The following is a 22,911-nucleotide window of genomic DNA, read 5'->3' on the forward strand; positions in this document are numbered from 1 at the left end:
TGAGCGGCGACGCCCGGGGCTGCCCGGGCGTCCCGCCCCGGTCAGCCCTCCCGTACGTCGGCCAGCGCGGCTCCCGCGTGCCGGATCAGCTCGCGCGGATCCATCGGGAAGACCGTGTGCGGGGTCCCCGCGGCGGCCCAGACCACCTCGTGGGCCAGCAGGGAGCGGTCCGCGAGGACCCGGGTGCGCGTGCGGTGCCCGAAGGGCGGGACCCCGCCGATGGCGTAGCCCGTGGTCTCGCGGACCAGTGCCGCGTCGGCCCGGGTCACGGCGCCCGCCCCGAGTTCGCGGCGCACCGCCTCCACGTCCACCCGGGAGGCCCCGTCCATGAGCACCAGTACGGGAATCCCGTCGGCCGCGAAGATCAGCGACTTCACGATCTGGCTGAGCTCGCAGCCGATCGCGGCGGCCGCGTCGGCGGCGGTCCGGGTTCCGTCGGGGAAGCTCCGTACGTCCGGCTCCAGGCCCAGTGCGGCGAGGGCTCCGGCGAAGAGGGGGTGCGTGCTGGTCGTCATGACGGCACGCTAGCGCCTGTCGTCAAACTCCCGCCTGCCTCGGGCGACGACGGGAGTGTGACGACAGGCCCTAGCGCTCCCCGCACCGCCCGCGCGACGTCCTTTGTCGGGGCCCCCGCTACAGCGCGGAGCGCAGGGCCCGGACCAGGGCCTGGGCGCGCGGGTCGGCGGTGACGGACTTGGCGTGGGCGTTGGTGACGTAGCCGAAGCCGATGCCCGCCTCCGGGTCCGCGAAGGCCAGCGAGCCGCCGCGGCCCGGGTGCCCGAAGGAGGCCGGGGACAGCAGCGGGGACGCGGGGCCGTGCAGCATGTAGCCGGGGCCGAAGCGGGTGTTGACCACCAGCACGCGGTCGGGGCCCGAGGAGAACTCCTTGCCGGCCAGCGCGGTGGTGGCCGGGGTGAAGATCCGCGCGCCGTCCTCCACCACGCCGATGGTGGCCGCGTAGAAGCGGGCCAGGGCGCGGGCCGTGCCGATGCCCGCGGAGGCCGGCAGCTCGGCCGCCCGGTAGGCGGGGTCGTTCTCGTCCGGCAGCGGATAAATGGCCGCGAAGGCGCGGCGGGTGAGGGATTCCGGATCGGCGTAGGCCGCGGAAACGTTTCGCTTCGGCCGGGTCCTGAGCGTGCCCGCGCTCTGCGGCGGATCGACCGGCGCCACCCGGCCCACCCGGTGCTCCTCGGATTCCGGCAGGCCGATCCAGAAGTCCAGGCCCAGCGGCTCCGCGATCTCCTCGGCCAGGATGCCCCCCAGGGAACGGCCGGTCGCCCGCAGCACCAGCTCGGACAGCAGCCAGCTGAAGGTCTGCGCGTGGTAGCCGTGCTCGGTTCCGGGCTCCCAGAAGGCCTGCTGGGCGGCGACCGCGCGGGCTCCGGAGACCCCGTCCGCGGCCTCGGCCACCGTCAGCCCGCGGTCCAGGGCCGGGACTCCCGCGCGGTGCGCGAGCAGGTCACGGACCCGGGTCCGCTCCTTGCCGCCCGCCTTGAACTCCGGCCAGTACGAGCTCACCGGCGCGTCCAGGTCCAGCAGTCCGCGCTGCTGGAGCAGCAGCGGTACGGCCGCGGCCACGCCCTTGGTCGCGGAGCGGACGATCTGCACGGTGTCCTCGGCCCACGGCTCCGCGCCGCCGCCGTCGGCGCCCGCGTCGGCGCCCCCGTCGGCGTCCTTGGTGCCGGCCCAGAGGTCCACGACCTTGCGGCCGTCGCGGTACACGGCCACCGCCGCGCCCCGGTCCCCGAGCACCTCGAAGTTGCGTACGAACGCGTCCCTGACGGGCTCGAAGCCCTCCGCCACCACACCCTTGATGTCCACGGGGTGTGCAACAACCTCCGACCGGCGCTTATGCCACCGCTACGGAGCGCGGATCGAAGCCGAAGGGCAGCTCCAGGCGGTGCGCCCGCATCAGCTTCTCGTCGCACAGCACGTCCTGGGTCCTGCCGTCCGCCACGATGGTCCCCTCGCTGAGGATCACCGCGCGCGGGCAGAGCTCCAGCGCGTAGGGCAGGTCGTGCGTGACCATCAGCACGGTGACGTCCAGCGAGCGCAGGATGTCCGCGAGCTCGCGGCGCGAGGCCGGGTCCAGGTTGGAGGACGGCTCGTCCAGGACGAGGATCTCGGGCCGCATGGCCAGTACGGTCGCCACCGCGACCCGGCGGCGCTGCCCGAAGGAGAGGTGGTGCGGGGGCCGGTCCGCGAAGGCGGCCATCCCGACCTGCTCCAGGGCGGCCCGCACCCGCTCCTCCAGCTCGGCGCCGCGCAGTCCGGCGGCGGCCGGGCCGAAGGCCACGTCCTCCCGGACGGTCGGCATGAACAGCTGGTCGTCGGGGTCCTGGAAGACGATGCCGACCCGGCGGCGGACCTCGGCGAAGTTCCGCTTCTCCACGGGCAGCCCGGCCACGCTCACGGAGCCGACGCCGCCGGTCAGGATGCCGTTGAGGTGCAGCACCAGGGTGGTCTTGCCGGCGCCGTTGGGCCCGAGCAGGGCCACCCGCTCCCCGTGCCCGACCGTGAGGTCGACCCCGAAGAGGGCCTGGTGGCCGTCGGGGTAGGCGTAGGCGAGGCCGGCGACTTCCAGCGAGGGCGGGGTGGGGGCCTGGGAGGCGTTCACAGGGTCGTTCAAAGGGTCCATCCCATCAGACAGACGGCGAGCGCCGTCACCGGGAGCGCGGCCGCGTACGCCCACTGGGCGCGGGTGGCCGTCACCTCGTCGATCAACGGCATGGAGCCGGCGTAGCCCCGGCTGACCATCGCGAGGTAGACCCGCTCGCCGCGCTCGTAGGAGCGGATGAACAGGGCTCCGGCGGTCTTCGCGAGGACCCCCCAGTGGCGGATCCCGCGCGCCTCGAAGCCGCGTGAGCGCCGGGCGATGGACATCCGGCGCAGTTCGTCGCTGATGACGTCCCCGTACCGGATCATGAAGGAGGCGATCTGGACGAGCAGCGGCGGCAGCTTGAGCCGCTGGAGGCCCAGCAGCAGGGCCCGCAGCTCGGTGGTGGAGGCGAGGAGTACGGACGCGGCCACGCCGAGGGTGCCCTTGGCCAGCACGTTCCAGGCACCCCAGAGGCCGGAGACGCTGAGCGACATGCCGAGCACCTCCACCCGCTCGCCCTGCGCCACGAAGGGCATCAGGACGGCGAAGGCGACGAAGGGCACCTCGATCAGCAGCCGGCGCAGCAGGAAGCCGGCCGGGATCCGGGCCACGGCCGCGGCCGCCGCGATGAGGAGGGCGTACAGGCCGAAGGCCCACACCGCCTCGCGCGGGGTGGACACGACGACGATCACGAAGCCGAAGGTCGCGGCGAGCTTGCAGTGCGGCGGCAGGTCGTGGACCGGGGAGTTCCCGGGCCGGTAGAGCTTGTGGGCGTGGCCCGCGCCCATGTCAGGCGGCCGGTACGGCCGTGGAGGCGGCGGTCGGGTCGGCGCTGCGGCGGCGGCGGACGGTCCAGAACACGCCGGTGCCGACCACGACGGTCGCACCCACGCCGATGATCCCGGCGAGGCCGCCGGAGAGGCGGGCGTCGGAGACGTCCTTGACTCCGTAGTCGGCGAGCGGGGAGTCGGCGGCCGCGTGCTCGGTGACCTTCTGGTCGATGCCGTTGTCGGCGGCGACCTTCTCCAGTCCGTCGGGGCTGGCGGAGGCGTAGAAGGAGACGAAGCCGGCCAGGGCCAGCGCGGCGACCAGTCCGGTGATCCAGACGGGCTTCGTGGAGCGGGCCGGGGCGGGCACGGCGGCCGGGGCGGCGGGGGCGTCGACCAGTTCGCCGCCGACGCGCAGCTTCAGCGGGGCGGACAGGCCGCGGGCGCCGTGGACGAGGTCGGGGCGGACGGCGATCACGGCGCCGACGGTGGCGGCGGTGATGGCGGCCTCGCCGATGCCGATGAGGACGTGGACTCCGACCATGGCCCCGAACACCTTGCCCAGCGGGACGTCGGTGGTGCCGCCGAGGGCGAAGAGGAGGGTGAAGAAGGCGGCCGCGGCGGGCACGGAGAGCAGGGCTCCGGCGAAGGCGGCGACGGTGATCGAGCGGCGGCCGCCGGGCAGCAGCTTGACCAGCCCGCGGAAGACGGCGTAGGCGACGACCACGGTGACGACGCCCATGGTGACGATGTTGACACCGAGGGCGGTCAGGCCGCCGTCGGCGAACAGGAGGCCCTGCATGAGCAGGACCACGGACACGCACAGCACACCCGTGTACGGGCCGACGAGGATCGCCGCGAGCGCGCCTCCCAGCAAGTGGCCGCTTGTTCCGGCCGCGACGGGGAAGTTGAGCATCTGTACGGCGAAGATGAAGGCGGCGACGAGGCCGGCGAGCGGCGCGGTGCGCTCGTCGAGTTCCCGGCGGGCGCCTCGGAGGCTGACCGCCACGGCTCCGGCGGCGGCGACACCTGCGGCAATGGAGACGGGGGCATCGATGAAGCCGTCGGGCACATGCATGGTTCTGCTCCGCTTCCTGCGGTCCGGCGAGCGGTCCGTTGAACTGACAAAGTCTTTAGCCGTTCAAGAATAGTGCCCAATTGCGAATCGTTGGCAAGAGCGGTGGCATCACAAATAGCTCCGCGCGGATTCGTGGGAATGTGCGAGGCTGGGGTCAATACGGACGCAAATGTTCCGATTCGAGGAGTCTTGTCGATGTCAGCCGCCGCCGAGAATCCATCCGCAGGTGCCACCGCGACCCGGTCCGCGACCGCCACGGCCCCCCTCGCCGAGGCCTCCTTCATCGAGGCCCCCTTCATCGAGGAACGCGTGCGTGCCCGAGTGATCACCGACGACCCGCTCTACCGGGCCATCCCGGTCGCCCTGCGCTTCGTCCCCGACGAGCCACTGGCCGTACGGATCGTCTTCCCCGCCGACCTCTCCCCCGAGGGCACCGACAACGAGTGGGTCTTCCCCCGCGCCCTCCTCGAGGCCGGCCTCCAGGCCCCGACCGGGACCGGCGACGTGCGCGTCTGGCCCTGCGGGCGCGTCCAGGCGGTCGTCGAGTTCCACTCCCCGGAGGGGGTCGCGGTGGTCCAGTTCGACATCGCCGCCCTGCGCCGCTTCCTGCGCCGTACGTACGCGCCCGCGCCCGCGGCCACCCGTTAGGCCCAGCGGGGCCCGCCCGATCCGGACGGCCCGACACGCGCAACGGCCCCGCACCTCTCGGTGCGGGGCCGTTGCGCGTGCGTACTGCGGGCCGACGGGTCAGACGTTGGCCAGCTCGCGGTCCTTGTCGGGACCGGAGCCGTCCGAGGACTCCCCGAGGTGCTTGCGCAGGCTCTCGCCCTCCACGTCCACGTTCGGCAGGATCCGGTCGAGCCACTTCGGCAGCCACCAGGCCTTGTGGCCGAGCAGTGCGAGGACGGCCGGGACGATGGTCATGCGGACGACGAAGGCGTCGAAGAAGACGGCGATGGCCAGGCCGAAGCCGATCATCTTCACCATCTGGTCGCTGGCGCCCATGAAGCCGGAGAACACCGCGATCATGATGACGGCCGCGGCGACGACCACCCGGGCGCTGTACTGGAACCCGGTGACGACGGCCTGGCCGGGCCGCTCCCCGTGGACGTACGCCTCACGCATGCGGGTGACCAGGAAGACCTCGTAGTCCATGGCCAGACCGAAGACCACGCCGACCATGAAGATCGGCATCATCGACATGATCGGACCGGTCTGCTCCACCCCGAAGAGCGAGCCGAGCCAGCCCCACTGGAAGACCGCCACGACGGCGCCGAGGGCGGCGACCACCGAGAGCAGGAAGCCGAGGGCCGCCTTGAGCGGGACCAGGATCGACCGGAAGACGAGCATGAGCAGCAGGAAGGCGAGGCCGACGACGAGTGCCAGGTAGGGCAGCAGCGCGTCGTTCATCTTCTGCGAGAAGTCGATGTTCATCGCGGTCGCGCCGGTGACGAACACCTTGCCGCTGTCGCTGCCGTCGCGGATCTCGTGGACCAGGTCCTCGGTCTCCACGGAGGACGGCCGGTCCTTCGGGATGACCGAGATGACGGCGGCGTCCTTGGCCTCGTTCTGGGTGGCCGGCATGACCGCGGCCACGCCGTCCAGGCCCTTGATCCGCTCGACGGTCTGGTCGGCGAGCGCCTTGTCCCCGTCCACGACGACCATCAGCGGGCCGTTGAAGCCGGGGCCGAAGCCCTCGGAGAGCATGTCGTACGCCTGGCGCTGGGTGGTGGACACCGGCTGGGCGCCGTCGTCCGGCAGGCCCATCTCCAGCCGGCTCGCCGGGATCGCGATGATGCCGAGGCCGATCACACCCGCGAGCAGCACCATGACGGGGCGGCGCAGGATGAAGCGGGCCCAGCGGGTGCCGCCGTTGGGCTTGGGCTCGGCGCCTTCGGCGACCGGCTTGGCCTTTCCGAGGAAGCGGGACTTCGTGCCGGCGGGCAGCACCTTCTTGCCGGCGAATCCGAGCAGGGCCGGGACCAGCGTCAGGGCGACGAGGACCGCGAGGACCACGGTGCCCGCGGCGGCGAAGCCCATCTTGCTGAGCATCGGGATGTTGACGACGGCCAGGCCCACGAGGGCGATGACCACGGTCAGACCGGCGAACACCACGGCGGAACCGGCGGTTCCGACGGCACGGCCGGCGGCCTCGTCGCGCTCACGGCCCTCGGCGAGCTCCGCGCGGTAGCGGGAGACGATGAAGAGGGCGTAGTCGATGCCGACCGCGAGGCCGATCATCATCGCGAGGGTGGAGGTGGTCGAGCCGAGGTCCAGCACGTTGGCGAGCGCGGTGATGGAGGAGATGCCGATGCCCACGCCGATCAGCGCGGTCAGCAGCGGCAGTCCCGCGGCGATGAGCGAGCCGAAGGTGATGACGAGGACGATCGCGGCGATCGCGATGCCGATGATCTCGCCGGAGCCCGTCTCGGGGGCGGCCTGCAGGGCGTCGCCGCCGATCTGGACGTTCAGTCCGTCGGCCTTGGCGGCCGTGGCGGACTCCGTCAGCGCCTCGCGGGTGGCGTCCGTCAGCTCCATGCCGCTGACCTTGTACTTGACGCTCACGTAGGCGGTGGAGCCGTCCTGGCTGACGGCCTTGGCCTCGTACGGGCTGGTGACCGAGGAGATCTGGTCCTTGCCGGGACCGTCCTTCAGCTCACTGACGATCTTCTCGACCTGGGGCTTGACGGCCTCCGAGTCGACCTTCTCGCCGGCCGGGGCCTTGATCACGATGCGGGCGGTGGCGCCGTCGGCGGCCATCCCCGGGAAGCGCTGGTCCAGCAGGTCGAAGGCCTTCTGGGCCTCCGTACCGGGTATGGAGAACGAGCCTGAGGTGGGTGTGGACGCAGTTGCCGCGCCGAATCCGGCGACGAACAGCAGCGCCACCCAGACGAGGGCGACGAATCGGCGGCGCCGGAAGGCGCCCCTGCCGAGTCGGTAAAGGAAGGTGGCCACGTCGGTGGTTCTCCCGTTCGGGTCGTGGGATGGATCAGGGCATGGAATGCCGTTCCGACGACGAGAGCGGCGTGTCAGGAGAGGCAGGATTCGAGCGCGGGGACAGCGCGTGCGGGCGGCTGCCGGGTGAGCAGCCGGGCGGGATCAGACGCCGAGGGCGGGGAAGACCACGGCGTCGATGAAGTCACCGAGGAAGGTCCGGTCGACGGACCGGTCCTCGATGAGCGGGAGGGCGATGAACGCCCCGATGAGCATGTGCGGCACGAAGGCCAGGGCCGGACAGTCCGGGGCGATCTCGCCTCGGTCCACCGCCCTTTGCAGCATCTGCTGCAGACCGTTGATCTCCGGATCGACCAGCAGGTCCCGCAGCGCCTTGTGGAGCTCGGGGCTCTCGTGCACCGCGTGGGTCAGGCCCCGCATCAGCGCGGTGTCCTTCGCCATCTGGGCGTCGTCGGAGTTCTCGATCATGACCCCGAAGTCCCCGCGGATGCTGCCCGTGTCGATCTCCCGGAGGGAGACCGGCTGGGTGCAGCGCAGGGCCTTCGCGACCAGCTCGGGCTTGCTCCCCCACTGGCGGTAGAGGGTGGCCTTGCTGGACTTCGTACGGGCGGCGACCGCGTCCATGGTCAGCGCCTCGTAGCCGACCTCGCGCAGGAGGTCGAGGACCGCCCCGTGGAGTTCGGCTTCCCGCTCGGGGGTGATCCGGCTTCGACGCGACATCGCCTCTTCGACCATCTCGGCGTCTCCTCCCGACCTTGCCCAACCGAACGAAACCGTTTCGTACGGATAGACCATACCCCGCCGCCAAGCGAAACGAAACCGTTCCGTTTCGCTTGGGGGAGTGGTGTCGGTCACGCCCCGGCCGCCCGCCGCCACCCAGCGGGAGGTCCCACGGACATCCCATCACGGTCCCGTCGAGGCCCCATGGAGGCGCCCTGGATCACCTGTACGAGTTGCCAGCCCCCCTCCGCGCGGAAAGCATTGGGGGGTGAGTCACGACGCGGCGTACCTCCGGTTCCCCCATCTCCACGACGATCTGCTGTGCTTCGCCACCGAGGACGACCTCTGGGTGGCGCCCCTGGTACCCCCCGGAGAGCCCGCCGGCCGGGCCTGGCGGATCACCGTCGACCGGACCCGGGTGGGCCATCCCCGGTTCTCCCCCGACGGCAAGCACATCGCGTTCACCACCTGGCGCAGCCTCGACCCCGAGATCCACCTCGCCCCCGTCGGGGGCGGCCCGGCGCGCCGTCTCAGCTACTGGGGCGCCACCGACACCAGGGTCTGCGGCTGGACCCCGCCCGACAAGGAGGGCCGCAGCGACATCCTGGCCGTCTCCTCGCACGGCCAGCCCTTCTCCCACTTCGCCTGGGCCTACAGCCTGCCCACCGACGGAAGCCCCGGCGGCCCGCTCCCCTGGGGGCCCGTCTCCGACATCGCCGTCCACGACGAGGCCCCCGACGGCGACGAGCCGGGCGAGCGGCGCACCCTGCTGCTGACCGGCAAGCCCCCGCACGAGCCCGCGGCCTGGAAGCGCTACCGCGGCGGCGCCACCGGCCGGCTGTGGCTGCACGGACAGCGGCTGCTGGAGGACATCGACGGCCACCTGGACTCGCCGATGTTCGTGGACGGCCGGATCGCCTTCCTCTCCGACCACGAGGGCATCGGCAACGTCTACTCCTGCCTGCCCGACGGCACGGACCTGCGCCGGCACACCGACCACGCGGAGTTCTACGCCCGGCACGCCTCCAGCGACGGCTCCCGGATCGTCTACCAGTGCGCCGGTGATCTGTGGATCGTCGAGTCGCTCGCCCCGGACGCCTCCCCGCGCAAGCTGGAGGTCCGCCTGGGCGGCCCCCGCGCGGGCCGCCGCACCTACCAGGTCCCGGCCGCCAGCCACGTCGACTCCCTCTCCGTCGACGCCACCGGACGGGCCAGCGCCGTCGTCGTGCGCGGCAGCCTGTACTGGCTCACGCACCGCGACGGGCCCGCCCGCACCATCGCCGACACCCCGGGCGTACGGGTCCGCCTGCCCGAGATGCTCGGCAGCGGCGGGCAGGTGGCGTACGTGACCGACGCGGAGGGCGAGGACGCGATCGAGATCGCCTACCTCCCCCGCGCCTCGGGCGACCGCGAGCCGCGCCGGCTCGCCTCGGGCGCGCTGGGACGCGTACTGGAGCTGCTCTCCGATCCGGACGGGGAGCGGCTCGCGATCGCCTCCAACGACGGCCGGCTGCTGCTCATCGACGCCACCGAGGAGTCCAACGGCGAGGCCAGCGAGCTGATCCGCTCGGACAACGGCCCCGTCACCGACCTCGCCTTCTCCCCCGACGGCTGCTGGCTGACCTGGTCGCACCCGGGCATCGGCCGCTCGCTGCGCCAGATCAAGATGGCCCGGATCTCCGGACCCGGCGCGCACACGGTCGTGGACGTCACCAACGGCCGCTTCGAGGACGAGAATCCGGTCTTCACCCGGGACGGGCGCTACCTCGCCTTCCTGTCCTGGCGCGGTTTCGACCCCGTCTACGACGTCCACACCGGCGACCTGTCCTTCCCGCTGGGCTGCCGCCCCTACCTGGTGCCGCTGTCCTCGGCCACGCCCTCCCCCTTCGCCTTCTCCCCCGACGGGCGCCCGGCGGCGGGCGGACTCGACCCGGTCGAGGGGGACTCGGAGTCCGGCGACGGCGCGGTCACCGTGGAGGTGGAGGGCCTGGAGAGCCGGGTGACGCCCTTCCCCGTGTCGGCCTCCAAGTACTCGGCCCTGTACCCGGTGAGCGGCGGCGGGCTGGTGTGGCTGCGCTGGCCGATCTCGGGCGCGCTCGGCGAGACCTTCGCCAATCCGGCCGACGTCAGCGGCAAGCCGACGCTGGAGTACTTCGACCTCACGAAGGCCCGCAAGACGGAGCTGGCCTCCGGGCTGGACTGGTTCGCGGTCAGCGGCGACGGCACCCGGCTCGTGGTCAACGAGGACGGCGACCTGCGCGCCGTCCCGGCGACCGAGTCGGGCGACAGCGACTCCACCGTCTACCTGGACCTGCGGCGCATCCTGCACGAGGTGGACCCGGCGGCCGAGTGGCGCCAGGCCTTCGAGGAGGCCGGGCGGCTCATCCGCGCCTACTTCTGGGAGCCCGGGATGTGCGGCATCGACTGGGACGGGGTGCTGCGCCAGTACCGCTCCCTCGTCGAACGGGTCGCCTCCCCCGACGAGTTCGCCGACCTGATGCGCGAGGTCCTCGGCGAGCTCGGCACCTCGCACGCGTACGTGTCCCCGGCCCGCCGCAACGAGGGACCCCCGCACTACCAGCGGGCCATCGGCCTGCTCGGTGCCAACCTCTTCCCCCGCGACGGGGCCTGGGTCGTCGGCCGGATCCTGCCCGGCGAGTCCTCCGACTCCAAGGCCCGCTCCCCCCTCGCGGGCACCGGCATCCGCGAGGGCGCGGTCCTCACCCATGTGGACGGCCGGCCGGTGGACCCGGTCACCGGGCCGTACCCGCTGCTGTCGGCGGCCGGCGGCACCACCGTGGAGCTCACCTTCGAACCCGCCGAGGGACAGGGCCGCGCACGCCGGGTGGCGATCGTCCCGCTGATCGACGACCGCCCGCTGCGCTACCAGGACTGGGTGGCCAAACGCCGCGAGGTGGTCCGGGAGGTCAGCGGCGGCCGCTGCGGCTACCTGCACATCCCCGACATGGGCGGCTCGGGCTGGGCGCAGTTCAACCGCGACCTGCGCGCCGAGATGTCCAAGCCGGCCCTGCTCGTGGACGTACGCGGCAACGCCGGCGGGCACATCAGCGAGCTGGTGGTGGAGAAGCTGACCCGCTCGATCCTCGGCTGGGACCTGACCCGCAACGCGCAGCCCGTCTCCTACGCCTCCAACGCGCCCCGGGGCCCGATCGTGGCCCTGGCCGACGAGGCGACCTCCTCCGACGGGGACATGATCACTGCCGCCTTCAAGCTGCTGGGGCTCGGCCCGGTCGTCGGCCAGCGCACCTGGGGCGGGGTGGTCGGCATGACCGGCCGGCACACCCTGGGCGACGGCACGGTGATCACGGTGCCGATGAACGCCGCCTGGTTCCCCGAGTACGGCTGGTCCGTGGAGAACCAGGGCGTGGAGCCCGACCTGCCGATCCTGCGCACCCCGCTCGACTGGGCGGAGGGGCGGCACGCGCAGCTCGACGACGCCGTGCACCTGGCACTGGAGCTGCTGGAACAAGACCCGGCCGCGGTACCGCCCGGCTACACGGACGTACCGGACCGGCGCCGCCCGAAGCTGCCGCCGCGGGGATGACCCCGCGGGGCGGGGGACCGTAGGGCATGCGAAGGGGGTGCGACCCGGGACGGCGGGTCGCACCCCTCAGTGCGTATTACGGGGTACCGCTACTTGTCGAAATTCTCGTCAAAGGCGTCACGCGCCCTGTCCTGGGCCTGGTCGGCGGCCTGCGAGGCGCGCTCGGACGCCTCGTCCTGCTTGCCGGACGCCTTCGCCTTCTCCGCGAGTTCCTTCGCCTTGTCCTGGAACTGGTCCCTGATGCCCATGTGTCCTCACTCCTGTAGCGGTGTTCGGTAAGGGGAACCCGACCAGTCTCACCCAGGTGGACATTCCTCGCATTCCGATCAGCGGCTCGGGCTGCGCTCCTGCTCGTCCGCGGCCCCGCCGGCCCCCACAAGTCCCTTGGAAACACTGGCCAGTCGCGGTTCGAAACGCTTCATCTCACGCTGTCCGACCGTCGAGATGACCGCGGGCAGGTACCCGCGGATCCCCTGCATGCCGCGCAGCCACCACTGCGCGTACACGTGCGCCGAGCGCCGCTCGATGCCCGCCACGATCCGGTCGACGGCCGGCCCCAGCGGGTACGTCCGGTTCGACGGCCACGGCAGCCGCTGGCGCAGTTCGCGCATGACCTCGTCCTGGTCGGCGCCGCGCACCATGTCGGTGTCGGTCCAGGACAGGTAGCCGACGCCCACCTTGACCCCCTTGTAGCCGACCTCGGCGCTCAGGCAGTGCGCGAAGGCCTCGACCCCGGACTTGGAGGCGCAGTAGGCGGTCATCATCGGCGCCGGGGTGATCGCCGCGAGGGAGGCGATCTGCAGGAAGTAGCCGCGGCTCTCCATCAGCACCGGCAGGAAGGCGCGGGCGGTGACGGCGCCGCCGATGAGGTTGACCTCGATGACCCGGCGCCAGGCGTCGGGGTCGGAGTCGACGAAGGGCCCGCCGGAGGCGACGCCTGCGTTGGCGACCACTATGTCCACCTTGCCGAAGCGCTGCTTGACCTCCTGCGCGACCCGGGCCATGGCCTCGTGGTCGGTGACGTCGGCGTACCAGTGGTCGCTGTCGGTGTGCAGCCGCTCGGAGACCTCCTTGAGGGCCTCGGGCTCCAGGCCGACGAGGGCCACCTTCGCGCCGCGCGCGGACAGTTTGCGGGCGAGCAGTTCGCCGACCCCGCGCGCGGCCCCCGTGACGACGGCGACCTGGCCTTCCAGACTCCTGCGAGCACTCACGGCGTCTTCTCCTTGGCGGGCTTGCGGTTCGGGGACTTCGGGACGGCGGGGGCGGCAGCGGCGGCGGGGACCGCGGCGGCAACAGGGGCGATGGGGACGATGGGGACGTCAGGGGCGGTGCCCGCGGCGAGGTACACCCCGGCCAGCTCGCGCACGGCGGCGGTGACGGCCTCCGGGGCCTCGATCGGGCTCATGTGCCCCACCCCGGTCAGCTCGGTGAGCCCCACGCAGTTCGGCAGCGCGGCCGCCAGCCCTCGGGCGTGCACGATCGGTGTCAGCCGGTCGCTCTTGCCGCCGAGCACGGCGGTGGGCGCGGTGAGCGCGGCCAGTTGCGCGTCCAGGTCCAGGGCGGCCAGCACCCCGGACCAGGCGTGCCGCACCCGAGTGGGGCAGGCGTGGACGATCCGCGCGCAGGCCTCGACCTTCTCGGGCGCGGAGCCGGGGCCCATCGTGGCGTACTTCAGCACCTTGCGGGCGACGGGGGTGACGGGTCCGAGCGGGGCCCGGGAGCCCAGCACCGCCCCGGTGATACGGGTCCTCGCGCGGCCGGCGCGCCACGGCAGGACCTGCGACTCCTCGACCAGCCGGCCGCTGCCGGTGCTGCACAGCAGCACGGCCGCGGCGTGCTCGGCGAACTCCGGCCGGGCGGCGGCGGCCATGACCGTCATCCCGCCCATGGAGTGGCCCGCGATGACGGCCTTCTCGCCGGGGGCGAGGGTGGCCTCCAGGACGGCGACCAGGTCGTCGGCGAGGGCGGCGGTGCCGTAGCCGGAGAGGGAGCCGGCGGGGCTGCGGCCGTGACCCCGCTGGTCGTAGGCGATGACCCGGTGCCCGGTGGACAGGGCCCGTATCTGCGCGGCCCAGAAGGCGGTGGAACAGGTCCAGCCGTGCGCGAGCACGACGGCCGGGGCTCCGTCCTCGCCGTGCACCTCGACGTGCAGGCGCGAACCGTCGGCGGAGGTGGCGACCAGCTCCCGGCGGGCGGCCGGCGGGGCGTAGGGGCCCGCGGTCACGTGCGTCAGGCGGCTCACGCGGCCTCCTCCTGCACCGCTTCGGCCGCACCGGCCACCGGGACCCGTTCACGCTCGCGGACCCGTACGACCTCGTACTCGCTCAGGTCCACGCCCAGCGTCTCCCGGCGGAACTCCCCGGTGGTGCCCGGCCAGACCGTGGTGTTGCGGCCCTGCGCGTCCAGGTACCAGCTGGTGCAGCCGCCGGTGTTCCACACGGTCCGCTCCATGCGGGTCTGGACCTGCCGGTTCCAGGCGTTGACCGCGGACGGCCGCGCGGCGAGGGCGACCTTCCCGCCCAGGACGCCCAGCTGGCGCATGTAGTCCGCCATGTAGTTCAGCTGCGATTCGATCATCAGGATCATCGAGCTGTTCCCGAGCCCGGTGTTCGGCCCGATGATCGTCATCCAGTTCGGGAAGCCCGCTGCGGTGGCCCCGCGCAGCGACTGCATCCCGTCCTTCCAGACCTCCGCGAGGGTCTTGCCGTCCACGCCCACCACCCGGTCGGCGATCGGCATGTCGGTGACGTGGAAGCCGGTGCCGAAGACGATCGCGTCGACCTCGGTCTCGGTCCCGTCGGCCGCGACCAGCACCGAGCCCCTGATCTCCTTCAGCCCGGAGGCCACGAGGTCCACGTTGGGCCGGGCGAGCGCCGGGTAGTACTCGCTCGACAGCAGGATCCGCTTGCAGCCGATGCGGTACGAGGGCGTCAGCTTGGCCCGCAGCTCCGGGTCCTTGATCGAGCGCGCCATGTTCGCCTTGGCGAGGGACTCGACGAGCCCGAGCTGGTTGGGACGCTTGGTGAAGGCGCTGACCTGGAGTTCGCGTATCCCCCACAGCAGCCCGCGGCGGGCCGCCCGGGTGAAGGGGAGCTGGCGGTGCAGCCAGCGCTCCACCGAGGTGATCGCCCGGTCGGTGCGCGGCATGACCCACGGCGGGGTGCGCTGGAAGAGCGTGAGCCGCTCCACCTCGGGCGCGATGGCGGGCACGATCTGGATGGCGGAGGCGCCCGTACCGATCATGGCGACGCGCTTGCCGCGCAGGTCGTAGTCGTGGTCCCAGCGGGCGGAGTGGAAGACCTTGCCGGGGAAGCCGGCCAGTCCCGGCATCTCCGGCATCTTCGGGTCCGACAGCGGCCCGGTGGCGGAGACGACCACGTCGGCGGTGAGGTCCCCGCCCGAGGTCTCGATCTCCCACCGCATCCCGTCCGCGTCCCACCGCGCCATCCGGACCTCGTGGTTCAGCCGGATGTGGCGGCGCAGCCCGAAGGTGTCGGCCACGTGCTCCAGGTACTCCCTGATCGCGGGCTGCCCGGAGAAGGTGCGGGGCCAGTCGGGATTGGGAGCGAAGGAGAACGAATACAGGTGCGAGGGCACGTCGCAGGCGCACCCCGGGTAATTGTTGTCCCGCCACGTGCCGCCGACGGAGTCCGCGCGCTCCAGCACGACGAAGTCCGTGATCCCCTCGCGCCGCAGCCGCACCGCGGCGCCCAGCCCGCCGAACCCGGACCCGATCACCGCCACGCGTACGTGTTCGCGTTCCTGCTCGCGCCCGTCCATGCCACCGCCCATGCCAGCCACCTTCGGATGCCGATGCCAACGCCCATTCGGATGCTGCCAGCAATCACTGGCACAATCGGGAGAGTAGAGCAGCCCCGTACTCATGGGTAGGGGTCGCGCCGGGAAAGTTACCGGGAGTACGCCCTAGGCTGCGCACGTGCCGCACAATGCGACACAGGACGCAGCGCGCCCCATCCAAGCCGCCGAAGCCACCGAAGCAAGGACCACAGTGCGCGAATACCGCACGGAAGAGCTGGCCGAGGCCGCCGGCATACCCGTACGCACCCTGCGCTTCTACCGTGAGCGCAAGCTCCTGCCGCCGCCCCGCCGCGAGGGCCGCATCGCCTGGTACGACGACCACCACCTGGCCCGGCTGCGCACCATCGCCGCCCTGCTGGAGCGCGGCCACACCCTCGGCGGGATAGCCGAGCTGACCGTCGCCTTCGAAAACGGCCGCGACGTCGGCCAGCTGGGTGAGCTGCTCGGCATCGGCTGGTCCGAGGAGACCCCGGTCCGCCTGACACCCGAGGCCCTCGCCGACTACTTCGAGGGTGAGGTCACCCCGGAGAACCTGGCGGCCTCGCTCGACCTCGGCTACCTCGTCACCGACGGCGAGGAGATCGTCCACGTCAGCCGCCGGCTCCTTGACGTCTCCTCCGCCCTGGTCCGCGAGGGCGTACCGCTCTCGGCCGTCTTGGAGGCGGGCCGCCGGGTCCGCGAGCACGCGGACGCGATGGCGGCCCTGTTCGCGGAACTCATCTCCACGCACATCGCGGAGGAAGCGGTCCCGCGCCTGCGCCCCCTGGCCAAGAGCGTGGTCGAGGCGGAACTCACGATGGCCATGGAGCGCCTGCGCCCGCCGGCGCCGGGTCAGACGCCGAGCTCGTAGACCACGGTCACGGGCGCATGGTCCGACCACCGCTCGGGGTGCGTCTCGGCCCGCTCCACGAACGCCTTGACGGCCTTGGCCGCCAGCCCCGGCGTCGCCACCTGCAGATCGATCCGCCAGCCGGCGTCGTTGTCGAAGGCCCGCCCGCGGTAGGACCACCAGGAGTACGGCCCCTCGGTGTCGGGGTGCAGGCTCCGCACCACGTCCACGTACCCGGCGGCGGCGTAGACCTGCCCGAGCCATTCGCGCTCCTCCGGCAGGAAGCCGGCGTTCTTCCGGTTGGTCTTCCAGTTCTTCAGGTCGGCTTCCTGGTGGCAGATGTTCCAGTCACCGCAGACGACGACCTCGCGCCCGTCCGCGGCGGCCCGCGCCTTGAGCTCCTTCAGATAGCCGAGGAACTCCCCCATGAACCGGTACTTCTCGTCCTGCTTCTCGGTCCCGGCCTCCCCCGACGGCAGGTAGAGGCTGGCGACGGTCACACCCGGCAGGTCGATCTCCAGGTACCGCCCGCTCGTGTCGAACTCCTCGCTCCCGAATCCGACCTGCACCCGCTCCGGCTCCCGCCGCGAGTAGACCGCGACCCCGGCCCGCCCCTTGGCGGCGGCCGGCGCGAACACGGTGTGCCACCCCTCGGGCGCCCGCACCTCGTCCGGAATCTGCCCCTCCTCGGCCCGTACTTCCTGCAGGCAGACGACGTCGGCGTCGGACCCGGCGAGCCACGGGGAGAACCCCTTCTTGGCGGCAGCGCGGATTCCATTCACGTTTACGGAGGTCACAGAGAACATCCCTGCACGATAGCCGGAGCGTTCCGTACGCTGTTCGGATGTCTCAGGAGATCCAGCTCCGCGCCGTGTCGTACGACCACCCGGACGCGGTCAAGCTCAACGACCAAGTACAGATCGAATACGAGAAGCGCTATGACGGCGAGGGCGATGTCACCTTCCTCGACCCGGCGATGTTCGACCCGCCGCGGGGTCTCTACCTCCTCGCCTACGACGCTTCGGGCACCCCGATCGCCAGCGGCGGCTGGCGCAGCCACGAGGCGAACGACGAGGGCTACGCCGACGGCGACGCCGAGCTGAAGCGCATGTACGTGGTCCCCGAGGCCCGCGGCCTGGGCCTGGCCCGCCGCATCCTCGCCGCCCTGGAGGCGGACGCCCGCGCGGCCGGCCGCCTGCGCATGGCCCTGGAGACCGGCGACCAGCAGCCGGAGGCCATCGCCCTCTACCTCTCCGAGGGCTACACCATGGCGGAAGCCAAGTTCGGTCACTACCGCTTCCACGACAACAGCCGCTGCATGACGAAGCCGCTGAACCCGGGAGCCTGACCCGCGACCACAGCCAGGTGCCGGAACCTCAGATCGGCCTCTGAACCCCCCACCATCACGGTCCATCCGCCGGGCACCGCGCCCACACTGGGCCGAGGACGTCACCATGACCCACCGGGGGGCCCATGCACACGGATCCGAGCGTCTACGAGTTGGCCCACCTGGCCGGCGGCCCCCAACGCGTCGCCGAAACCGCCCTGGTCGCCCTTCGGGACCTCGGCGCGCTGACCATCACGGGCCCCCGCGTCCGCGCGACCTTGCCCGCACCGCCCGCCCGTCACCCGGTCGAAGCGGTGCTCACGGCGTTCTGCTCGCGCGGACGCGGCGTCCCGGCCGCGATCGCGGCTGTGCGCGAGGCCCCGGAGACCGGGGAGATCGGCCGCCGGTTGCGTGCCCTCGGCCTCCTCTCCCGCTTCGGCCACCGCCCCACCCGTGCCGCGCGCCGCCTGCTCGCGGAGGCCGAGTCGGCGGGCACGCACCCCGCCTACGTCTTCGAGGGCCCGTCCGCCATCGAGGACCATCTCCTGCGCAACCTGATCACCGGCACCCGCGCCCCGACGGTCCTGGACCGCCTGAGATCCCGTCCCCCGGCCCTGGACCGCGACCTGAACGGAAACTTCGGCACGGGCCAGGACTTCAGCAGCTTCGGCGGCGGCTCGGGAAGCGACTCCTGACCCTGAACGCAAAAGATCCCGCCCGGTCTTCCGACCGGACGGGATCTCGTGACGTTCCCGGGAGCAACCCGTGAACTGTCGTTTGTGGACCTGTGGGGATTTGAACCCCAGACCCCCTCGATGCGAACGAGGTGCGCTACCAGACTGCGCCACAGGCCCTTGCGACGTGTGAAACATTAGCATCCCCTCGCGGGTGCTCCAAAACCGATGTCGGGGAGCGTCCGCGCAGGTCATCGATCACTCGTTCGCGGCGCGCGGGCGCTCGTCGCCCTCGTATTGGTCGAAGAGCGGCGTACGGGCCGCGTCGCGCGGGCGGGTCCGCGGCGACGGAGCCGACGGCTGGGCGCGCAGGCGGGGTTCGGTCGGCTCGGCCGTGCTGGAGCGGGCCGCGCTCCAGGGGTCCGGGGTGGCCGGGCCGGTGGCGCGCGGGGCGACCGGGGCCGTCACGTACGTGGGCAGCGGCACCGGGACGGGCTCCCAGCTGTCACCCCGGGCGGGGCCGCGCTCGCGTTCGCGCTGCTGGTCCACCCACTCCGCGTGGTCGGTCTGCTCGACCAGGGCGCGCCGGCCGGCCTCCTGCGGGGAGACGGGTGGCGCGGGGTCCGGGTCGGAGCCGGCCACCGCGGCATCTTCGGAGTGGCGCCGCCGGGGGCGGTTCTCGCGCAGGTGGCGGGCGGCCGCCTCGGCGCGCCGCCGGTCCATGGTGAACTCGTAGCGGCGCCGCTCCTGGACCCGCAGGTGCACGATGTACGTGCTCAGCAGCAGGGCGGGGACGGCCGGGGCCCACAGGTACTGGAGTCCGCCGACGGCGGCGGCGACCGCGCCGAGGGTGAAGATCAGGAAGAGCAGCGCGGTGGTGCGCCGGCGGCGGGCCAGGACGACCAGGCGCTGCTCGCGGCGGGCCCGTTCCACGCGGTCGGCCCGCTCGGAGGCGGCCGATCTCGGCTCGGCCCGGGTCGGCGGGGGCACGACGACAGCCCGGGCGTCGGCGGCGTCCACGGGTTTGACCGTTTCCGTCGCGGCGTCCGGGTCCGCGGGGGGCTGGGGCCGCGCCTCCTCGTCACCGCGCTCACGCAGCCCCTTGGCGTAACGGCGCTCCATTCCCGCCCGGCCGGAAAGCAGCCGGATGGCGGTGGAGAAGCGTTCCGTCGGACGGGCTTCGTTCAGCTCGTCCTGCCTCCGGAGCCACATGGGCACCAAGTAGGCGGCCCAGGCCCCGACAATGACTGCGTAGATGAGGCCGCTGCTGCTCACACCCCACACCGTAGAGGGGCGCGGCCGGGCGGATCCGCCAATTGGGACGGCGTGTCGCACGATCTCGCTGATATCACGGACTTTTTTTGTGATTCTTCGGATCAGGTTATGGGCGAATCGGTCATTGAGCGAAAGAATTCGAACAGATATCGGATTTCTATTGTTCGGCCGACTGCGCGGGACCCTGCGGATGACGGGCGCGGTGCCAGCGGCGCAGCAGCCCCTCGCGCACTTCCTCCGCCGTCAGCGCGTACACGAGGTGATCGCGCCAGGCCCCGTCGATGTGCAGGTACCGCGGGCGCAGCCCCTCCTCGCGGAAGCCGAGCTTCTCCACCACCCGCCGGCTCGGACCGTTCTCCGGCCGGATGCAGACCTCGATCCGGTGCAGCCCGACCTTGGTGAAGCAGTGGTCCACCGCCAGCGCGACCGCCGTCGGCATCACGCCGCGGCCCGCCACGTCCCGGTCCACCCAGTAGCCGACGTGGCCCGCGCACATCGAGCCCCAGGTGATCCCGGCGACCGTCAGCTGGCCCACCAGGCGGCCCTGGTACTCGATGACGAACGGCAGCATGCGCCCCGCGTTCGCCTCGGCCCGCAGGTGGCGCACCATCTGCCGGTACGTGGGCCGCTGGATCACCGGCCCCCAGGGCGCGGGCGGCGGGATCGTCGCTTCCCACGGCCGGAGCCAGTCGCGGTTGCGGCGGTTGACCTCGCGCCAGGCGGTCTGGTCCCGCAGCTTTATCGGCCGGAGGGTGACATCGCCGTCCGCCAGCGCCACCGGCCAGGTGGGGCCGTTCAGCTCGGGCTCCCCGGCGGTCTGCCCCCGGGACGGGGGTGGTCGCCGCCGCGGATCTGGTCGACGGCGTGCAGCAGGACGCGGGACAGGACCGCGATCCCGTCGCGGACCCCGCCCGTGGAACCGGGCAGGTTCACGATCAGGGTGTGTCCGGCCACGCCCGCCAGCCCCCGGGAGAGGGCCGCGGTGGGCACCTTCGCCAGGGACTCGGCCCGGATGGCCTGCGGGATGCCCGGGATCTCGTAGTCCAGGACCCGGGCGGTGGCGTCGGGGGTCCGGTCGGTCGGCGAGATGCCGGTGCCGCCGGTGGTCAGGATGACGTCGTACCCGGCGGCCACGCCCTCGCGCAGGGCCGCCTCCACGGGGTCCCCGTCGGGAACCACGCGCGGGCCGTCCACCGCGAAGCCGAGCGCGCTCAGGCCTTCGGCGAGCACCGGGCCGCCCTTGTCCGCGTACACGCCCTGCGAGGCCCGGTTGGAGGCGGTGACGACCAGCGCGCGCAGCGAGCCGGGCCCGGGCGTCACGGGTGCCGCCTCCGGGGCGTGGGCGTGGCTGTGGACCTCGCCGCCGCGCGGGGCGTTCACGAGCGCGCCCAGTCGCCGGACTTGCCGCCCGTCTTCTCCTCGACCCGCACGTCGGTGATGACCGCGCCCTTGTCGACGGCCTTGACCATGTCGATGACGGTGAGCCCGGCGACCGCGACGGCGGTCAGCGCCTCCATCTCGACGCCCGTGCGGTCGGTGGTCTTGACGGTGGCGAGGATCTCGACGGCGTCGTCGGTGACCTTCAGGTCCACCTTCACCCCGGAGACGGCCAGCGGGTGGCACAGCGGGATCAGGTCGGGGGTCCTTTTCGCCCCCATGATCCCGGCGATCCGCGCGGTGGCGAGGGCGTCGCCCTTGGGTACGCCCTCGCCGCGCAGCAGTTCGATGACCCGGGGGGAGACGAGCACGCGGCCGCTGGCCCGCGCCGTCCGGGTGGTGACGTCCTTCGCCGAGACGTCGACCATCCGGGCCGCGCCGGCCTCGTCGATGTGCGTCAGCCTGGTGCCGGCGGCGCCGCCGGTGCTGCTCTGCGTACTCATATCTGCGTGCCGCTCCCGTCCGGGCCCCGCAAGGGCCTGTGTGGTGCAACACGCTACCCGCATCCGCCGGACCTCAGCCGAGCAGGACCACTTCCAGCTCGGCCCCGGGCTCCACCGACGTCACGTCCTCCGGTACGACCATCAGGGAGTCGGCGTGCGCCAGCGCGGCGATCAGGTGCGAGCCCGATCCGCCGACCGGGCTGACCGTGCCGGACTCCGCGTCGTACTTGCCGCGCAGGAACTGCCGGCGGCCCGCCGGGGAGCCGAGCGCCTTGTCCGCCTTGAGCACCGCGCGCACGCTCGGCCGGCTGACCTCGGAGGCGGGCAGGCCCATGAGGGCGCGGATCGCGGGGCGCACGAACAGCTCGAAGGAGACGTAGGAGGAGACCGGGTTGCCGGGCAGGGCCAGCAGCGGGGTGTGGTCGGGGCCGATGGTGCCGAAGCCCTGGGGCTTGCCGGGCTGCATGGCCAGCTTGCGGAAGTCGATGCCGGCGCCGTCCACCTCGTCGTCCCCGGTGGAGACGGCCGTGAGGGCTTCCTTGACCACGTCGTACGCGCCGACGCTGACCCCGCCCGTGGTGACCAGCAGGTCGGCCCGGATGAGCTGGTCCTCGATGGTGGAGCGCAGGGTCTCGGCGTCGTCGGCGACGGCTCCGACCCGGTAGGCGATGGCCCCGGCGTCCCGCGCGGCGGCGGCCAGGGCGAAGCTGTTGGAGTCGTAGATCGTGCCGGGCGTCAGGGCCTCGCCGGGCTGGACCAGTTCGCTGCCGGTGGACAGGACGACCACGCGCGGGCGCGGACGCACCCGTACGGTGCCCCGCCCGATGGCGGCCAGCAGGGCGATCTGCGGAGGCCCGAGGACGGTGCCCGCGGCGAGCGCGAGGTCCCCGGCCTGTACGTCGCTGCCGCGGGAGCGGACGTGCGCCCGCGCCTCGGCGGGGCGGTGGACCCGTACCTCGCCCGCGGCGCCCTCGGGCGACTCGCTGGCGGGGGTCATTCCGGTGGCGGCGCCGCCGCCCGTGCCGCCGTCGGTCCACTCGACCGGTACGACGGCTTCCGCGCCGGGGGGCAGCGGGGCGCCGGTCATGATGCGGGCGGCCTGGCCGGGGCCCACGGTCGGCAGCTCGCCGTCGCCGGCCGCCACGTCCCCGATGACCGTCAGCACCGCGGGGAACTCCTCGCTGGCGCCCTGGACATCGGCGGTCCGGACGGCGTACCCGTCCATCGAGCTGTTGTCGAAGGGCGGCAGGGCCACGGGTACGGTGACGTCCTCGACGAGGACGCAGCCCTGGGCGTCCAGCAGCTGGAGCTCGATGGGCTCCAGCGGCCGGACCGTGCCGAGGACGTCCGCCAGGTGCTCGTCCACCGACCAGAGGCGTTGGGGGGCGGCCGTGTCCCTCGGTGCTTCGGGCTTGCTCAAGGT

At 72.6% G+C, this 22,911-nt stretch carries 22 protein-coding genes and 1 tRNA gene; 5 read left to right on the top strand and 18 right to left on the bottom strand.

Annotated elements, in window-relative coordinates; all coding sequences use genetic code 11:
- Positions 1 to 41 precede the first annotated feature (41 nt).
- The 5 genes from OG247_RS17500 to OG247_RS17520 all read right to left on the bottom strand — a co-directional run bounded on the left by OG247_RS17500 (position 42) and on the right by OG247_RS17520 (position 4,444).
- On the bottom strand, positions 42 to 515 hold the full coding sequence (locus tag OG247_RS17500) for a YbaK/EbsC family protein (protein ID WP_327253119.1): 474 nt from the start codon (positions 513 to 515) through the stop codon (positions 42 to 44).
- Positions 516 to 633: 118 nt separating this feature from the next.
- Positions 634 to 1,821 carry a serine hydrolase domain-containing protein gene (locus tag OG247_RS17505; protein ID WP_327253120.1) on the bottom strand — a complete coding sequence of 396 codons (1,188 nt, stop codon included), beginning with the start codon at positions 1,819 to 1,821 and terminating at the stop codon, positions 634 to 636.
- A gap of 28 nt (positions 1,822 to 1,849) precedes the next feature.
- Complete coding sequence (locus tag OG247_RS17510; protein WP_442813318.1) at positions 1,850 to 2,638, bottom strand: energy-coupling factor ABC transporter ATP-binding protein; 789 nt, start codon at positions 2,636 to 2,638, stop codon at positions 1,850 to 1,852.
- On the bottom strand, positions 2,626 to 3,387 hold the full coding sequence (gene cbiQ, locus OG247_RS17515; protein WP_327253121.1) for a cobalt ECF transporter T component CbiQ: 762 nt from the start codon (positions 3,385 to 3,387) through the stop codon (positions 2,626 to 2,628). The genes OG247_RS17510 and cbiQ overlap by 13 nt, the downstream gene beginning before the upstream one ends.
- 1 nt (position 3,388) lies before the next feature.
- Positions 3,389 to 4,444 (bottom strand): energy-coupling factor ABC transporter permease, encoded by a 1,056-nt coding sequence (locus OG247_RS17520; protein ID WP_327253122.1) that lies wholly within the window; start codon positions 4,442 to 4,444, stop codon positions 3,389 to 3,391.
- Between the two features lie 195 nt (positions 4,445 to 4,639).
- On the opposite strand from OG247_RS17520, the gene OG247_RS17525 reads away from it, so the two are divergent.
- Positions 4,640 to 5,092 (top strand): SsgA family sporulation/cell division regulator, encoded by a 453-nt coding sequence (locus OG247_RS17525; RefSeq protein ID WP_327253123.1) that lies wholly within the window; start codon positions 4,640 to 4,642, stop codon positions 5,090 to 5,092.
- Between the two features lie 99 nt (positions 5,093 to 5,191).
- Here OG247_RS17525 and OG247_RS17530 read toward each other — a convergent pair whose 3' ends face one another.
- On the bottom strand, positions 5,192 to 7,399 hold the full coding sequence (locus tag OG247_RS17530; protein ID WP_327253124.1) for an MMPL family transporter: 2,208 nt from the start codon (positions 7,397 to 7,399) through the stop codon (positions 5,192 to 5,194).
- 144 nt (positions 7,400 to 7,543) lie between these two features.
- Positions 7,544 to 8,134, bottom strand: coding sequence for a TetR/AcrR family transcriptional regulator (locus OG247_RS17535; RefSeq protein ID WP_327253125.1), 591 nt, complete (start codon positions 8,132 to 8,134; stop codon positions 7,544 to 7,546).
- A gap of 253 nt (positions 8,135 to 8,387) precedes the next feature.
- Between OG247_RS17535 and OG247_RS17540 the strand changes: the two genes are divergently transcribed.
- The gene (locus OG247_RS17540; RefSeq protein ID WP_327253126.1) at positions 8,388 to 11,684 is read left to right on the top strand and encodes a S41 family peptidase; all 3,297 of its coding nucleotides are present in this window, start codon (positions 8,388 to 8,390) and stop codon (positions 11,682 to 11,684) included.
- A gap of 89 nt (positions 11,685 to 11,773) precedes the next feature.
- Here the strand turns inward: OG247_RS17540 and OG247_RS17545 are convergent, their stop codons facing one another.
- The 4 genes from OG247_RS17545 to OG247_RS17560 all read right to left on the bottom strand — a co-directional run bounded on the left by OG247_RS17545 (position 11,774) and on the right by OG247_RS17560 (position 15,476).
- Positions 11,774 to 11,932: a hypothetical protein gene (locus OG247_RS17545; RefSeq protein ID WP_327253127.1), complete on the bottom strand. Its 159-nt coding sequence runs from the start codon at positions 11,930 to 11,932 to the stop codon at positions 11,774 to 11,776.
- Between the two features lie 78 nt (positions 11,933 to 12,010).
- Positions 12,011 to 12,895 carry an SDR family oxidoreductase gene (locus tag OG247_RS17550; RefSeq protein WP_266908044.1) on the bottom strand — a complete coding sequence of 295 codons (885 nt, stop codon included), beginning with the start codon at positions 12,893 to 12,895 and terminating at the stop codon, positions 12,011 to 12,013.
- A complete protein-coding gene (locus tag OG247_RS17555; RefSeq protein ID WP_327253128.1) occupies positions 12,892 to 13,926 on the bottom strand; it encodes an alpha/beta fold hydrolase in 1,035 nt (344 codons plus the stop codon). The genes OG247_RS17550 and OG247_RS17555 overlap by 4 nt, the downstream gene beginning before the upstream one ends.
- On the bottom strand, positions 13,923 to 15,476 hold the full coding sequence (locus tag OG247_RS17560; RefSeq protein WP_442813319.1) for a flavin-containing monooxygenase: 1,554 nt from the start codon (positions 15,474 to 15,476) through the stop codon (positions 13,923 to 13,925). The genes OG247_RS17555 and OG247_RS17560 overlap by 4 nt, the downstream gene beginning before the upstream one ends.
- 181 nt (positions 15,477 to 15,657) lie before the next feature.
- On the opposite strand from OG247_RS17560, the gene OG247_RS17565 reads away from it, so the two are divergent.
- Positions 15,658 to 16,353: a MerR family transcriptional regulator gene (locus OG247_RS17565; protein WP_327257518.1), complete on the top strand. Its 696-nt coding sequence runs from the start codon at positions 15,658 to 15,660 to the stop codon at positions 16,351 to 16,353.
- Here OG247_RS17565 and OG247_RS17570 read toward each other — a convergent pair.
- Positions 16,335 to 17,138, bottom strand: a complete 804-nt coding sequence (locus tag OG247_RS17570) for an exodeoxyribonuclease III (RefSeq protein ID WP_327253129.1) — start codon at positions 17,136 to 17,138, stop codon at positions 16,335 to 16,337. The two genes, OG247_RS17565 and OG247_RS17570, sit on opposite strands and share 19 nt — an antisense overlap.
- 38 nt (positions 17,139 to 17,176) lie before the next feature.
- Here OG247_RS17570 and OG247_RS17575 point away from each other — a divergent pair, with 38 nt between their 5' ends.
- Together OG247_RS17575 and OG247_RS17580 are read left to right on the top strand one after the other, a co-directional pair.
- Positions 17,177 to 17,680 carry a GNAT family N-acetyltransferase gene (locus tag OG247_RS17575; protein ID WP_327253130.1) on the top strand — a complete coding sequence of 168 codons (504 nt, stop codon included), beginning with the start codon at positions 17,177 to 17,179 and terminating at the stop codon, positions 17,678 to 17,680.
- A 125-nt stretch (positions 17,681 to 17,805) separates the two neighbouring features.
- Positions 17,806 to 18,354: a TIGR04222 domain-containing membrane protein gene (locus OG247_RS17580; protein WP_327253131.1), complete on the top strand. Its 549-nt coding sequence runs from the start codon at positions 17,806 to 17,808 to the stop codon at positions 18,352 to 18,354.
- Between the two features lie 85 nt (positions 18,355 to 18,439).
- On the opposite strand, the gene OG247_RS17585 is transcribed toward OG247_RS17580, so the two are convergent.
- From OG247_RS17585 to glp, 6 genes are all read right to left on the bottom strand, one after another.
- Positions 18,440 to 18,513 (bottom strand) — tRNA-Ala (locus tag OG247_RS17585).
- A gap of 78 nt (positions 18,514 to 18,591) precedes the next feature.
- Positions 18,592 to 19,608 carry a divisome protein SepX/GlpR gene (sepX, locus tag OG247_RS17590; RefSeq protein WP_327253132.1) on the bottom strand — a complete coding sequence of 339 codons (1,017 nt, stop codon included), beginning with the start codon at positions 19,606 to 19,608 and terminating at the stop codon, positions 18,592 to 18,594.
- A 157-nt stretch (positions 19,609 to 19,765) separates the two neighbouring features.
- Positions 19,766 to 20,386: a GNAT family N-acetyltransferase gene (locus tag OG247_RS17595; RefSeq protein WP_327253133.1), complete on the bottom strand. Its 621-nt coding sequence runs from the start codon at positions 20,384 to 20,386 to the stop codon at positions 19,766 to 19,768.
- Positions 20,387 to 20,403: 17 nt separating this feature from the next.
- Complete coding sequence (locus tag OG247_RS17600; protein ID WP_442813320.1) at positions 20,404 to 20,988, bottom strand: MogA/MoaB family molybdenum cofactor biosynthesis protein; 585 nt, start codon at positions 20,986 to 20,988, stop codon at positions 20,404 to 20,406.
- On the bottom strand, positions 20,985 to 21,488 hold the full coding sequence (moaC, locus tag OG247_RS17605; protein WP_327253134.1) for a cyclic pyranopterin monophosphate synthase MoaC: 504 nt from the start codon (positions 21,486 to 21,488) through the stop codon (positions 20,985 to 20,987). The genes OG247_RS17600 and moaC overlap by 4 nt, the downstream gene beginning before the upstream one ends.
- Positions 21,489 to 21,561: 73 nt before the next feature.
- Complete coding sequence (glp, locus tag OG247_RS17610; RefSeq protein ID WP_327253135.1) at positions 21,562 to 22,908, bottom strand: molybdotransferase-like divisome protein Glp; 1,347 nt, start codon at positions 22,906 to 22,908, stop codon at positions 21,562 to 21,564.
- Positions 22,909 to 22,911 lie beyond the last annotated feature (3 nt).

The organism is Streptomyces sp. NBC_01244, from assembly GCF_035987325.1.
GTDB lineage: Bacteria > Actinomycetota > Actinomycetes > Streptomycetales > Streptomycetaceae > Streptomyces.